The following is a 14,351-nucleotide window of genomic DNA, read 5'->3' as shown; positions in this document are numbered from 1 at the left end:
GAGCCGGGCGTCGGGCATACTACTGCTAGCAATCGTTTAAAGGCTGGCATAAAGGAGTAACCGTCATGATACCTATTTCGTCCGTGCTTGAATCACGGGAGCGGCAGTACCTCGATACGAAAGAGCTGCTGGAGTCGCAGCGGTACACGTTGGGCGGCAATTGGGAATATGATAAAGGCTGTTTTGACAGGGCGTTGGATGAAGATCATAAAGTATGGCTGCGCATCCCTTTTGAGGTGTCCGCCGGAAATATCGATTCGGAAGCTGAAGATACGGATGCCGTCATCCGCCTCGGAACGCCCTACGTGCTCCATCATGAATACAGGGAGGGCAACGATCCTGAAGCTTCCTTCCGTGTCATGGGTGCAATGTTCGATCAATTCCAATCGCCGTCCGATCCGGATGCGGAGGTAAATTCTCACTGGGTGGAGCGGGCTAAGGCGGTGTTGAACGAAACGGAAAGGCTGCTGCTCAATTGATTTTCGCGCCCGGCTTTTCAAAAAACGTTACCAAATATTGATTTGGTGCGTTTTTTTTATTTTTGTTTAAATTCCTTTTAAGTTTGTTTTAAGGTAGAATGTGCATGATAGAGATAATTAAATGTTACGCATCGGAGCGGATGGATGCCCCTGATGCCTTATGCAATATGATTTTAGGAGGAGAGCTCAGATGGACGATCAGAACAAAAAGGGGTTTGACGATTTTTTCCGGAAATCGGACGAGGGGAAAGACACATACGGAAATGATAACGAGAGCGGCGAATCGCGGTACGATTCGGCTTCAGAGCCGGAGGAGCAAGCCTCGAAGCCTTCCTACTATTATTCCTATGGACCGTTTAAACCGGGCTCCGGCGAGGAGCATCCGAGCGCTCGTCAATCGGGCGGGTCGGAGCCGAGAAAAATTATTCAAGACGAGCCTTACGGATCGACGGAATCCGTCAGCTCCCCAAGCGCATACCCGAGTGAGCGGGAAGCGCATTATTTGACGGAGGAAGCGGCGCCAAGGACGCAGCAGGCTCAAATCCGCGCCTTTACTCCTTCGCATCAATCGGGCAAGGGCTCCTGGCAGGTTAGAGAGCCGCGGCGCACGTCATTCAAGGCGGTATTTACATCCTTTTTGGCAGGTGTCGTTGTCGTTGGGGCATTGATGTATACAGCGGACGTGCGTAACTGGTTCACGGGCGCTGAGCTAGCGTCGACTCCGCAATCGGAATCAACGTCAACCGGCGGACAGAAGGCGGCAGCAACCGGCGGCGGTACGGCATCGACGGCCGCAGCAAGACCGGACAATATCGCACAACTGTTCGAAACGGCCAGCCCGGCTGTCGTGAAGATCGAGACGTTCCAAAATGCGGCGAGCAGCCGCGGCAACGGCAGCAGCCTGCTTGACGATCCGTTCTTCCGCCAATTTTTCGGTGACGATTATCCGGGAACGACGCAGCCGAACCAAGGCGATCAAGGCGATCAGAATCAGGGACAAATGCAGCAAACGGGAATCGGAACCGGATTTTTCTTTGAGTCGAACGGCTATATTTTAACGAACCAGCACGTGATCGGCGATGCGGATCAAATTAAGGTAACCGTCCAAGGTTATGACAAGCCGTTTACGGCCGAGCTGCTGGGCTCAAGCTACGAGCTGGATTTGGCCGTTATCAAGGTTACGGGTGAAAAAGCATTCCCGACTCTCCCGCTCGGCAGCTCCGACAGCATCGAAATCGGGGATTGGGTTGTAGCAATTGGCAACCCATACGGCTTTGACCATACGGTGACGGTCGGCGTGCTCAGCGCGAAAGAACGTCCCATCGACATTCAGGATACGGAAGGCGAACGTAATTACGAGCATTTGCTTCAAACGGACGCTTCGATCAATCCGGGCAATTCCGGCGGTCCTCTGCTTAATGTGAACGGAGAGGTCGTCGGCATCAATACGGCGGTCAGCTCGCAAGCGCAGGGCATCGGCTTTGCCATTCCGACAAGCACGATTCAGAACGTGCTTGAGGATTTGAAAAACAACAAAAAACCGGCAGCTCCGTTCATCGGTGCAGAGCTTCAAGACGTAACGGAAGATATCGCCAAGCAGCTTGGCATGGAGAAGGTTGAAGGCTCCATCGTCCGTAATGTATACTACAATTCGCCGGCATATATGGCCGGACTGCAGCAATTCGATGTGATTACCGGCATCGGCGGCAAGAAATACGCGAATACGCAGGCATTGATCGAAGCCATTCAAGCTTTGAAAGTCGGCGACAAGGTGAAGCTGAACGTTGCCCGCAAAGGCACGGCTATGGACCTTGAGGTGGAGATCGGCGATAAAAATACGTTCGGCGTCGAGTAAAGCTGCAGGCTGATCATGAGAAACAAGCGCAGAGACAAAGCGACTCTGCGCTTTTTGTTGCAAATAGAGGGGGATAAGCGGATGAGACAGCACATTGTAGTAGTAGACGACGACGATAAAATTATTTCATTGCTCCGGCGGAGCCTGGCGTTTGAAGGCTATGAGGTCACAACGGCCTCTAACGGCATGGAGGGGCTGAAGGTGCTTCTTACGACGGAGCCGGATTTGCTCATTCTGGACGTCATGATGCCTCAGGTCGACGGCTGGGAGGTTTGCCGGCGAGTCCGGGAGAGCGGCAGCACGGTTCCGATACTTATGCTGACGGCAAAGGACGACATTGCAGACCGGGTGAAGGGGCTGGACCTTGGCGCCGACGATTATTTGGTCAAGCCGTTTGCACTAGAAGAACTGCTTGCCCGTGCCCGCGCCTTGCTGCGCCGGAAATCGGATAAAACCGAGCAGGCAAGCAATCAGCTGCTGTACGAGGATTTGATACTGGATATGGACGCGCGGGAAGCGATCCGGGCTGGCCAAAGGATCGAGCTTACCTCGAAGGAGTACGATCTTCTTCTGCTGTTTATGCAAAATCCGCGGCGGGTTCTGACTCGCGATGCGATCATGGAAAAAATTTGGGGCTACGATTTCAGCGGCGAATCGAATGTTTTGGAAGTATACATCGCGATGCTGCGCCAAAAGGTGGAGGAAGGCGGCAAAAAGCGGATCATCCAGACGGTTCGCGGCACCGGCTATGTGCTGCGGGGAGAGGCAGGTTAAGCGTATGTCCATCCGGCTTCGGCTGACACTTTGGTACTCGGGATTGCTGGCTGCGACTTTAGCTGTATTCGGAATTACCATTTATCTTTTTATTAATTGGAACATTTATTCGGATCTGAAGGAGCAATTAAAAAATCAAGACCGTAATATCGGAGTAGTTATCGGTATTACGAATTTTCTTGAAGAGTTGGATCTGGATCTGGACAGGCAATCGAGAATCGAAGGCAAAAGTATGTTTATCCAGCTTGTTAATTATAAAGAAGGCGCAATCAAACAATCCGTGAATTTAAGTCAGCTGAATTTTGTATTGCCTTATCCCGAAGCGGAGTCAAACCCGGAAGAGGGATTCGTAAAAACTCAAGTTGACGTAAATAAAAAAAGATATAATATGCTCATTCATCAAAGGCCCATTTACTTAAATAACGGATCGTTAGTCGGTCTCCTGCAGGTCGGGACGATTCCTTATAATGAGGATAAGGTGCTGACAAGCGTCCGCACTACACTCATTTTTGCTTCACTGCTGGTCGTATTGGTTGCGTTTACGGTAGGACTGTTTATTGCCCGTCAGGCTTTGCGCCCGATCGAGAGGGTCATCCTTGCCACTGAGCAAATCGGGAAGGGGTCGGATTTGAGTGTGCGGATCCCTGCAATGGGTCCGAAAGACGAGATAGGCAGTCTGGTGAGCACCTTGAATACGATGCTCTCGCGCCTCGAGCTCGCTTACAACGAGCTGGACGAAGCCTACACGGCCCAGCGGAGATTTGTATCCGACGCTTCCCACGAGCTTAGGACTCCACTTACGACAATTCGCGGCAATATCGATTTGCTGGAGCGGATGTGGGACAAAGTGCGCGAGACGAATATGACCCAGGAAAGCGGAGAATGGCTGCCGTTAGATGCGAACCGGTGGGAGCTGTCGAAGGAGGCGATGAGCGACATCTCGTCGGAAGCGAAACGGATGAGCGCGCTCGTGAACGATTTGCTGGCGCTTGCCAGGGCCGACGCCGGCTATACGATGGAGATGGAGCCGGTTGCGGTGCTTCCCTTGACCGAGGAGGTCGTGCGCCGGGCGCAGCTGCTGCCGCGGACTGCCGAATGGAAAGTCGGCGATCTGTCCTCTCTGGAAGGCATAACCGTGAAGGCAAACGCCAATTATTTGCAGCAGCTTTTGTTTATTTTTATTGAAAACGGATTTAAATACACGCCGCAGGGATATATCGAGCTAAGTGCTACGGTCACGGAGAAGCAGGTCGGCTTTATTATTCAGGATACCGGCATCGGTATGAACCCCGAGGAAATTCCTCATATTTTCGACCGCTTCTACAGGGCGGATGAATCCAGGGGAGTAACCGTCGGAACGGGACTCGGCTTGTCGATCGCCAAATGGATCATTGACGAGCATAAAGGCTCCGTTGAAGTGACTACGCGCGAAGGCGCAGGCACGAAGTTTACGGTCTGGCTTCCGATAGACTTTTCGGACGACGGGCATTCGATTATAATAGAAGCTACGGATGAGTTGAAGGAATAGCGGATATCCCGATATCCGCCTCAGAAAGCAGGTGCATCAATTTGGAAATTGTAAAGATATCCCCGCGCGGCTATTGCTACGGCGTCGTCGATGCGATGGTATTGGCGTTGCAAACGGCAAAAAATCTCGAGCTCCCAAGGCCTATTTATATTTTGGGAATGATTGTGCATAACGCCCACGTGACGGAAGCTTTCGAACAGGAAGGCGTAATCACGCTTGACGGCGCAAACCGTCTGGAAATACTCGATCAAATCGAGAAGGGCACCGTTATTTTTACCGCTCACGGCGTATCGCCGGAAGTTCGCAAACGCGCCCGTGAAAAGGGGCTGTCCGTCGTTGACGCAACTTGCCCGGATGTGACGAAGACGCATGATCTGATCCGGGAGAAGACAGCCGAAGGCTATCATATCATTTATATAGGCAAGAAGGGGCATCCCGAGCCCGAGGGCGCAATCGGCGTAGCCCCGGACCGCGTCCATCTGATTGAGCGCGAAGAGGATATTGCTTCGTTGGAGCTTCCGGAAGGTCCTGCGATCATTACGAATCAAACGACGATGTCGCAGTGGGATATCCGCCATATCATTGAATGCCTGATGAAGAAATTTCCGGACGCGGAGGTTCATAATGAAATTTGTCTGGCCACCCAGGTGCGGCAGGAGGCCGTAGCCGGGCAGGCCGGAGCGGCGCAGCTGTGCATCGTTGTCGGCGACCCTCGAAGCAACAATTCGAACCGCCTGGCTCAGGTTTCCGAGGAAATCGCCGGCGTTAAAGCCTATCGTGTAGCGGATGTGTCGGAGATCCGGCAGGAATGGCTGAAGGGCATTGAGCGCGTGGCCGTCACTTCCGGTGCGTCGACGCCGACACCGCTGACGAAGGAAGTCATTTCTTATTTGGAGCAATATGATCACAACAAGCCGGAAACGTGGGAAATCCGCCGTACGGTCAAGATGAATAAGCTATTGCCGAACATTAAGCTCAAGCCGGCGGAAGGCAGCGCCGCTCCTGCAGTCGAGAAAGCGGAGTAGCCTGACGCTAGGTTCTTTCAGGATCAGGAGCAGCGGCATTTTTATTTGTGATCCGAACATGTAAAAAGGCCGATTCGATGAAAGTCAGGTAAGCGGATCGGCCTTTCTGTTGGTTAAATAGGTGGGATGGAATGACCGTAACCGTCCACTCGTATTGAGAACTGGATTCCATGCATCTAATATCGCTAACTGGAACCATTGGTTAAATATAAATGGATTTCGTACATCTAAATTTCACTTTTTATGATAATTATTAATTTCTCTCAGATTTAGCTTCGTAAAATCCATCTAAAATATCACGTTTTCGCGCTTTGCAGTATATAGATGCATGCATTCCAGTTATTTCCCGGGCATGGACTTCTGATGAAGCCGTTTGAAAAAAATATAGGCGAATGGGTTGACTGAAAGGGAAATCTCTTGTATATTTACTTTAGTGATTAAAAGCATAAAAGCCGAAAAGCATAAAAGCTATAAAGCGTATAAGCGTTGAAGTGTAACTGCGAACTAATAACTAATCCAATATATAGGAGTGATCACCATGATCGTCATTACAAAAGCCAATATCGAAGAAGACCGCATTTCCGAAATCGTAGCCCATATCGAAAGAGCAGGAGTTCAAGCGCATGTGTCGAGAGGCACGGACCGTACCGTCATCGGTATTATCGGTAAGGCGGAACCGACGCTCGCCGAGCATCTGCGTCAAATGAAAGGCGTCGAAAACGTCATTAAAATTTCGAAATCCTACAAATTGGCAAGCCGTGATTTCCATCCGGACGATACGGTTATCGACATCAAGGGTGTCAAAATAGGAGGAAGCAATCTCGTCATTATGGGCGGTCCTTGCGCAGTCGAGACACCGGAGCAGATCGACGAGATCGCCCGCCTGGTCAAATCCGCAGGCGGCCAGGTTCTCCGCGGCGGAGCCTTCAAGCCGCGTACGGGCCCATACAGCTTCCAAGGCGTAGGCGTGGAAGGTCTGGCTATGATGGCGGAAGCGGGCAAGAAGCACGGGCTTCTGACCATCACGGAAGTAATGACTCCGGAGTACGTAGACGTCTGTGCGGAATACGCCGACATCCTGCAGGTTGGTACGCGCAACATGCAGAACTTCGACCTTCTGAGGAAGCTCGGCACGATCCAGACGCCAGTTCTGCTGAAACGCGGATTCAGCTCTACCTACGATGAGTTCCTGAATGCGGCGGAATACATTCTTGCCGGCGGCAATCCGAACGTTATGCTTTGCGAGCGCGGAATCCGAACGTTCGAGACTTACACTCGCAATACACTGGATTTATCCGCCATTCCGGTGCTGCAATCGCTAAGCCATCTGCCGGTAATCTCCGATCCGAGTCACGGAACCGGACGCCGCGAGCTGGTAGAGCCGATGTCCAAGGCGTCGGTGGCAGCGGGCGCGAACGGTCTGATCGTGGAAATGCACACGGATCCCGATAACTCGATGACCGGAGACGGCGTACAATCGCTCTTCCCGGATCAATTCGCCAACTTGCTCAAAGATTTGGAAAAACTTGCACCGATCGTCGGCAAGCAGTTCGATACGCCGAAAGCGCCTGCTGAAGCGTTCAAGGAATGGAAAATCTAATTGGCAAAAATCGCCGTGCGGCCTTGATTTATAAGGCCGCACGGTTTTTTTTCAGCCATAATTGGAGAAAATGTGAACAAACGTTCAAACCTGTAAGTATACCTTACATACCCGTAAAAAATACCTGACATAGCTATTGACGGAGTCGAAACGGTAGTTTTATAATAGCGTCATGGATTTGGAGCAATTATTGAACAATATCGCTTCATCACAACGCTAATGTTCGGAAATGGGAGGAGAAATTATTCATGTCAGTTCAGAATGTTTTGGACATTATTAAAGAAAACAACATCCAGTTTGTAGACTTCCGCTTCGTGGACCTTCTTGGCCGCGCGCACCACATCACTCTTCCAGCTGCTGAGGTTGACGCTGATACATTCGTTAACGGGGTAGCTTTTGACGGTTCTTCGATCCACGGTTTCCGCGGTATCGAGAACTCCGATATGGTTATGATGCCGGATCCGGAATCCGTGTTTATCGATCCTTTCACAGATCACCCAACGCTGAACATTATGTCCAACATCTACACGCCGGACGGCGAGCGCTATGACCGCGATCCGCGCAGCATCGCTCAAAAGGCTGAAGAATACCTTCAAACGACAGGAATCGGCACGCAAGCATTTTTCGCACCAGAGCCTGAGTTCTTTATTTTCGACGAAGTTCGCTATGAAAGCTCGATGAACGCGTCGTCTTATGTCGTTGACTCCGAAGAAGCAGCTTGGAACACGAACCGCAAAGAAGAAGGCGGCAGCCTTGGTTCGAAAGTTGCAGTTAAAGGCGGCTACGTGCCAGTAGCTCCAGTTGACTCCCAACAAGATATCCGCAGCGAAATGGTTCGTCTTCTGCAAGAAACGGGCCTTCGCGTTGAACGTCACCACCACGAAGTGGCAACGGCTGGCCAAGCGGAAATCAACTTCCGTTTCGACTCGCTGACAAAAACAGCTGACAACCTGATGAAATTCAAATATGTGATCCACAACACGGCTCGCCAATACGGCAAAACGGCTACATTCATGCCGAAGCCATTGTTCGGCGACAACGGCAGCGGTATGCACGTTCACACTTCGATCTTCAACGGCGACACTCCTTTGTTCTATGACAAAGGCGCTTACGCTAACCTGAGTGAACTGGCTATGCACTACATCGGCGGCGTTCTTTACCACGCTCCGGCTCTGATCGCAATCACTAACCCAAGCACGAACTCGTTCAAACGTCTTGTGCCTGGTTACGAAGCACCGGTTAACCTTGTATTCTCGAAAGGCAACCGTTCCGCAGCAATCCGTATTCCGATTGCAGCTGTAACACCAAAAGGCTGTCGTATCGAATTCCGTACACCGGACAACACTGCTAACCCTTACCTGGCATTTGCCGCTATGCTGCTTGCCGGCTTGGACGGCATCAAGCGTAAGCTTGATCCTGTTGCTCTTGGCTACGGTCCTTTCGACAAAAACATCTACGATCTGCCAGAAGAAGAGAAGAAAGAAATCCGCAGCGTTCCTGGAACGCTTGACGAAGCGCTTAGCGCTCTTGAAGCGGATTCCGATTTCTTGACTGAAAGCGGCGTATTCACAAAAGAATTCATCGAGAACTATGTTGCGATCAAACGTGCAGAAGCGAAAGCTGTTTCGATCCGTGTTCATCCGCACGAGTTCAGCCTTTACTACGATTGCTAATCCGATCGTTTTTCACGGAAACAGGCCCATACAGGGCCTGTTTTTTTATGTTTCCACAAAAAACAGGAATAAAAACCGAATGTTTGAAGTCAATTTAAAGGCGGATGTTCGACTTTTGTATAGAAAAGTTGGCAATTAGACTTGAAGCAGGGCTTTAAAATTGCTATCATAACCATATCATGATTAAAGAATCGAAGGTGGTTATCCCATGACACGAGCGTTCAATTTTAATGCAGGACCAGCAGCAATTCCGTTAGAGGTGCTTAAGCAAGCGCAGGAACAGTTAGTCGATTATAAAGGCGCAGGCATGTCCATTATGGAAATGTCGCATAGAAGCGCTATGTACGAGCAAGTTAACAATGAAGCGCAAGCTCTTCTCCGCGAATTGTTCGGAGTACCGGACAATTATCACGTTCTCTTCCTGCAGGGCGGTGCCAGCACGCAATTCGCGATGCTGCCGTTAAACCTGATTCGTCCTGGCAAACCAGGTGCGTACGTGATGACCGGAGCATGGGCGGATAAGGCGCTGAAAGAGGCGAAACTTGTCGGCGAAACGACAATCGCGGCTTCGACAGAAGCCGACAAATTTATGCGTATGCCTGACTTGTCGGAAATTGTCGTACCGGAGAATGCAGCCTACCTTCACCTGACGTCCAATGAAACGATCGGCGGAACGCAGTTTACCGAATTCCCAGAGACGGGCAGCGTGCCGCTGGTAGCGGATATGTCGAGCGACATTTTGAGCCGTCCGATTGACGTTAGCAAATTCGGCGTCATTTATGCAGGCGCACAAAAAAATCTCGGACCTTCGGGCGTAACGGTCGTTATTATCCGCGACGATCTGGTTAAGGAAAGTCCGAAGACGATCCCTTCGATGTTCCGTTACGAAACGCATGCAAAAGCAAGCTCGCTCTATAATACACCGCCATCCTTCTCGGTGTACCTGGTCAGCCTTGTGCTGCAATGGATCAAGGACAAAGGCGGAGTTGCCCAGCTTGATCAGTACAACCGTGACAAAACGAAGCTGATCTACGACACGATCGACCAAAGCGGCGGCTTCTATCGAGGTGCGGCTCAGAAGCAAAGCCGCTCGCTTATGAACATTACCTTCCGAATCCACAGCGAGGAGCTGGAGAAGAAATTTATCAAGGAATCGGAGCAGGAAGGCTTCGTCGGCCTGAAAGGACACCGCGACGTAGGCGGACTTCGCGCTTCGACGTATAATGCCGTCCCGCTGGAAAGCTGCCAGGCGCTTGCGCAATTTATGGCCGATTTCCAAAAACGGAACGGATAACCTCATACCTTGCCATAACGGAAAGGCCCATGCCAATAAGCATGGGCCTTCTTTCATATAAAGTAAGTTATGCAAAAGAGCTTTCGGCTGCGAGCGGTCCGTTGAGTTTATAGCCGACATTGCGTACGGTCATAATATATTCCGGTGTACGTGCGTTTTTCTCAATTTTGTCCCGCAAATGGCTGATGTGTACGTCAACGATCCGGGTATCGCCAAGAAAATGATAATCCCAGACGCCATGAAGCAGCTGCTGGCGGCTCAGCACCTTGCCTTTGTGACGGCACAGGAACAGCAGCAGCTCGAATTCCTTAGGCGTGAGCTCGACGAGCCTGCCGTCGATGTATACCTCGCGCTGCTCCACCTTCACGTTCAAACGCCCGATATCGAACGTAGTATCCTCGGTTGCACCCGGCAATGCTTGTACGCGCCGGAAAATCGCCTGAATGCGGGAGACAAGCTCCTGGGGGCTGAAGGGCTTTGTCATATAGTCATCGGCTCCGTTATCCAGGCCGGCGATTTTGTCCGTAACGTCCTGCAGCGCAGTAAGCATAACGATCGGCACGGCATTGCTTTGCTTTCGAAGCTCGCGGCAAACTTGGATTCCGTCCATTTTCGGCAGCATGAGATCAAGAACAATTAAGTCGGGACGAAAAGGCTTGAGCATATCGAATACGGCTTCTCCATCGCCTACGCATCTGACGTCAAAGCCCGCCAGCTTCAGATTAAATTCAATTAACATCGAGATGGAAGGCTCGTCATCCACGACCAATATCTTTTTTCGCATTGTTCAACTCTCCTTCACGTGTTTCCGCCTTTTATGAGCTTCATTATGAAGGGAAACCTTCAGCCTCAGATTAACGTTGCGTAAAATGGATGTAAAAATGTAAACGATTTTCGTGTATAATAGGCAAAATGAGAGGTGAAATAGACACTTATGCCATTCCATATCGTATTGGTAGAGCCGGAAATTCCGGCAAACACAGGAAACATAGCGAGGACTTGCGCGGCGACGGGGACGCATTTGCATCTGGTGAGACCGCTTGGCTTCGACACGGACGATCGTACCTTGAAGAGGGCGGGGCTTGATTATTGGCATGCCGTTCAGATCAGCTATTACGATTCCTTCGACGAGCTGCGGGCCTTATATCCGGAGGGCCGTTTTTTCTATGCAAGCACAAGGGCGACCAAGGTGTATTCCGAATTTGAATTTAAGGATGGAGATTTTTTCGTCTTCGGGAAAGAAACGAAGGGACTGCCGCAGGCATTAATCGATGAAAATTTGGAAACCTGCATCCGGATGCCGATGCGGACGGACCATGTCCGGTCGCTCAATTTGTCCAATTCGGCGGCGATCATTGTGTACGAAGCGCTAAGACAAAACAAATTTCCAGATCTTCATTAGATTTGCAGGATCTTAAGATATTATAAGATCGGGAAGGAAATGTCCGAGAACCATCGAAAGACTATATTGCAGGGGTTTCTCAATAATAGCTGCGAAACCAGACACAGAAGAGGTGAAAATGTGAAACCAGCAGGTGTAGTAAGGAAAGTGGACCAACTCGGCCGTATTGTACTTCCAAAATCATTGCGAAAACGTTATCTGATGAACGAGGGCGATCCCGTTGAAATTTTCGTCCAAGGTGACCATATTATTTTAGAGCGTTACCGTCCGAAATGCGTATTTTGTGGTTCAATGGTGGATGTCCGTGATTTCAAAGAGCGTTATGTATGCGGAGTGTGTATGGAGGAAATGGCGGAGATGAAGCATTAATCACGCAGCTTCTTCCATTCCTTAAACGAAATGAAGCTTCCCGGAAGGAGCGCTGCTCTTGTCCGGGAAGCTTCATTTGTTTCGCTTTGCATGATTATAAACGGCCTGCAGGCTGCTTATAGTCCCTGTGTTTTGTCATCGTTGTAGGAGCTGGTAAGAATCGCTCCGATGAACAAGGCAAACACAGTCATGACAATGATAAAATTCATCTGTCCTGCACCTCCAGTAACCTTTCCTTATTATAACCAACGATTCCGAAAAAGAAAACTTTAAAAGTTGTGAACACATTGTTAACATAGAGAGTATGAGGATGCGGGCCTGAAGGCCTGCGGCAAGGAGGAGCTTAGTTTATGGAGTATCGTTTTTCATCCAGAGTATCCCAGCTGCAATCGTCAGCCGTGCGCGACATTTTGAAGCTGACGCAGGGCAATGACTTGATTTCGTTTGCGGGAGGACTGCCTGCCGAGGAGCTGTTCCCTGTACAAGCGGTGCGCGAAGCGGCGGACCGTGTATTCGCTGGAGGGCCCGGGGCGCTGCAGTATGGGGTAACGGAAGGGTACATGCCGCTACGGGAGCAGCTGTGCGAGAGGATGGCCGCCAAAAAAATGACGGTAAATCCGAATCAAATGATTTTGACGACGGGTTCGCAGCAAGCCATCGATTTGCTTGTCGGCGTTCTGACGGAGCCGGGCGATGCGATTCTTGTGGAGAAACCGACATACTTGGCCGGCTTGCAGGTATTTGCAATGCGCGGCCTAAAGGTTATTGCCGCGGAAAGCGACGAACATGGCATCATTCCGGAGGATGCCGAGCGGCTTATTCGCGAGCATCGGCCGAAGCTGCTGTACGCGGTGCCGACATTCGGCAATCCGACAGGCCGCGTGTGGAGCCTGGAGCGTCGGCGGAAGCTGCTTGAGCTTTGCAAGCAAAATCATATTCCTATTATAGAAGACGATCCTTACGGGGACATTAAATTCGACGATCAGGAGTATCCTTCGCTCTTCTCGCTCGAGGAAAGGGCGGAGAAGGGGGCTGTGTTCTATACGAGCACGTTCTCGAAAACGGTAGCCCCTGCCCTTAGAACGGGCTGGGCGATCGGTGACAGCAGCGTAATCGCAATGGCGGCCAAAGCAAAGCAGGCGGCAGATATCCATTCCAGCACGATGGACCAGCAAATATTGAGCCAGCTGCTCCGCCATTTTGACCTCGATGCTCATATCCGGCTCATCGCGAAGTCGTACGGCGAGCGGATGAACGAAATGCACACGCTCCTGACAAAGCAGAAGCTGCAGGATGTCACATGGGCAAAGCCGAAGGGCGGGATGTTTCTGTGGCTGGAGCTCCCGGAAGGGCTCGATTCCGAAGCGCTGCTTCGCGGCGCCGTCCGCAACGGCGTAGCTTTTGTGCCGGGCAGCTCGTTCTATGCGTCTAACCCGCAGCGGAATACGGCGCGGCTTAATTATACGTTTAACACCGGCGCACGCACGCAGCTCGGAATCGAGCGTTTTGTTGAAGCGATCGGGGAATTTACGGCGCGGAGCTGATGCTCACCGTTGCGGCCCATTCGGAGATGACGTCATGGTATTCGGACAAGGCGGCCTCCCCTTCGGGCCGAAGGCGGTATTTGCCACGACCGACGCGCTCGAACCAGCCGTAATAATTGTCCCGCAGCGTTGTTCCGCTGCGGCCATAGCCCGTGATGGCGGCCACCTCGCGCGGTGCCATCGGGCTGCTTCCCTGCAGCGCATAAGCGCAGCGCAGCGCCTTCTCGCGATAGGCGGTTACGAGCTTGCGGCCGGTGCTTCCGCCAATATTGTAGTCGCCGCTTCGTTCGCGGAATTCGGTCAGCAGCTGGGCCTGCTTTTTCCGCCTCATCCCCCGCTGGGGCAGCTCGCCGGGCTCGCATAGAATATCGATGACCGGCGGCTTTGTTTTATAGAAGGTGACGGTCATGAAGCCGAGTCCGAGCATACGGCACAGCTCCGTCAGATCGCCGAACCTTTGGTTGTGGGCGCCGCTTTTTTTCCGGTTGCGTTCTACCGCGAGCACGACATGGCTGTTTATTCTCAAACGTTCAATCCCTTGCAGAAGCAGGGCGAGGTTGAACGTTTTTTTCATTTCGACAATAATCGTTGTTTCGAGCTCCGGGTGGACGGCAACCAGATCGCAGTGCAGCACTTCGCTTTTGACGCTATAGCCAAGCTTCTCATAGTACTTTTTGATGGGATTGTAAAGCTCCTCCTCGCGTATAACGGCCAAGGCAATCAACTCCTTCCAGCAGCCAGGCTGCGTTAATCATCTATTTATTATAGCAAAGGTTTCCTTAAGCTTGTCGTAAATTGATGGATGATG

General features: G+C 51.3%; 13 protein-coding genes. 11 read left to right on the top strand and 2 right to left on the bottom strand.

Translation table 11 applies throughout. The annotated features are described in order from the left end of the window. Window positions 1-65: 65 nt before the first annotated feature. The 8 genes from KP806_RS10605 (at window position 66) to serC (ending at window position 10,228) form a co-directional block, all read left to right on the top strand. On the top strand, window positions 66-479 hold the full coding sequence (locus tag KP806_RS10605; protein ID WP_224723572.1) for a YugN family protein: 414 nt from the start codon (window positions 66-68) through the stop codon (window positions 477-479). 190 nt (window positions 480-669) lie between these two features. Further along, the gene (locus KP806_RS10600; RefSeq protein ID WP_224723571.1) at window positions 670-2,334 is read left to right on the top strand and encodes a S1C family serine protease; all 1,665 of its coding nucleotides are present in this window, start codon (window positions 670-672) and stop codon (window positions 2,332-2,334) included. 81 nt (window positions 2,335-2,415) lie between these two features. Next, on the top strand, window positions 2,416-3,108 hold the full coding sequence (locus KP806_RS10595; protein ID WP_224723570.1) for a response regulator transcription factor: 693 nt from the start codon (window positions 2,416-2,418) through the stop codon (window positions 3,106-3,108). A gap of 4 nt (window positions 3,109-3,112) precedes the next feature. Further along, window positions 3,113-4,636 (top strand): sensor histidine kinase, encoded by a 1,524-nt coding sequence (locus KP806_RS10590; protein ID WP_224723569.1) that lies wholly within the window; start codon window positions 3,113-3,115, stop codon window positions 4,634-4,636. A 41-nt stretch (window positions 4,637-4,677) separates the two neighbouring features. Next, on the top strand, window positions 4,678-5,661 hold the full coding sequence (locus tag KP806_RS10585; protein ID WP_224723568.1) for a 4-hydroxy-3-methylbut-2-enyl diphosphate reductase: 984 nt from the start codon (window positions 4,678-4,680) through the stop codon (window positions 5,659-5,661). 538 nt (window positions 5,662-6,199) lie between these two features. Beyond that, window positions 6,200-7,261 (top strand): 3-deoxy-7-phosphoheptulonate synthase, encoded by a 1,062-nt coding sequence (gene aroF / locus KP806_RS10580; protein ID WP_224723567.1) that lies wholly within the window; start codon window positions 6,200-6,202, stop codon window positions 7,259-7,261. Between the two features lie 248 nt (window positions 7,262-7,509). Then, window positions 7,510-8,934 (top strand): type I glutamate--ammonia ligase, encoded by a 1,425-nt coding sequence (gene glnA / locus KP806_RS10575; protein WP_224723566.1) that lies wholly within the window; start codon window positions 7,510-7,512, stop codon window positions 8,932-8,934. 208 nt (window positions 8,935-9,142) lie between these two features. After that, window positions 9,143-10,228, top strand: coding sequence for a 3-phosphoserine/phosphohydroxythreonine transaminase (gene serC, locus KP806_RS10570; protein ID WP_224723565.1), 1,086 nt, complete (start codon window positions 9,143-9,145; stop codon window positions 10,226-10,228). Between the two features lie 67 nt (window positions 10,229-10,295). On the opposite strand, the gene KP806_RS10565 is transcribed toward serC, so the two are convergent. Further along, the gene (locus tag KP806_RS10565; RefSeq protein ID WP_224723564.1) at window positions 10,296-11,012 is read right to left on the bottom strand and encodes a response regulator transcription factor; all 717 of its coding nucleotides are present in this window, start codon (window positions 11,010-11,012) and stop codon (window positions 10,296-10,298) included. 150 nt (window positions 11,013-11,162) lie between these two features. Between KP806_RS10565 and trmL the strand changes: the two genes are divergently transcribed. The 3 genes from trmL (at window position 11,163) to KP806_RS10550 (ending at window position 13,543) form a co-directional block, all read left to right on the top strand. Then, window positions 11,163-11,630, top strand: a complete 468-nt coding sequence (gene trmL, locus KP806_RS10560; protein ID WP_224723563.1) for a tRNA (uridine(34)/cytosine(34)/5-carboxymethylaminomethyluridine(34)-2'-O)-methyltransferase TrmL — start codon at window positions 11,163-11,165, stop codon at window positions 11,628-11,630. A 120-nt stretch (window positions 11,631-11,750) separates the two neighbouring features. Then, window positions 11,751-11,999 carry an AbrB/MazE/SpoVT family DNA-binding domain-containing protein gene (locus tag KP806_RS10555; protein WP_224723562.1) on the top strand — a complete coding sequence of 83 codons (249 nt, stop codon included), beginning with the start codon at window positions 11,751-11,753 and terminating at the stop codon, window positions 11,997-11,999. A 350-nt stretch (window positions 12,000-12,349) separates the two neighbouring features. Next, entirely contained in the window at window positions 12,350-13,543 is a 1,194-nt protein-coding gene (locus KP806_RS10550; RefSeq protein ID WP_224723561.1) for an aminotransferase-like domain-containing protein, read from the top strand. On the opposite strand, the gene KP806_RS10545 is transcribed toward KP806_RS10550, so the two are convergent. Next, window positions 13,527-14,258, bottom strand: a complete 732-nt coding sequence (locus KP806_RS10545) for a DUF2161 family putative PD-(D/E)XK-type phosphodiesterase (RefSeq protein ID WP_224723560.1) — start codon at window positions 14,256-14,258, stop codon at window positions 13,527-13,529. The two genes, KP806_RS10550 and KP806_RS10545, sit on opposite strands and share 17 nt — an antisense overlap. Window positions 14,259-14,351: the final 93 nt, after the last annotated feature.

This window comes from Paenibacillus vietnamensis (assembly GCF_020169515.1).
Lineage (GTDB): Bacteria > Bacillota > Bacilli > Paenibacillales > Paenibacillaceae > Pristimantibacillus > Pristimantibacillus vietnamensis.
The sequence above is the reverse complement of the archived record's forward strand: the minus strand, read 5'-3'. Positions and strand labels throughout refer to the sequence as shown.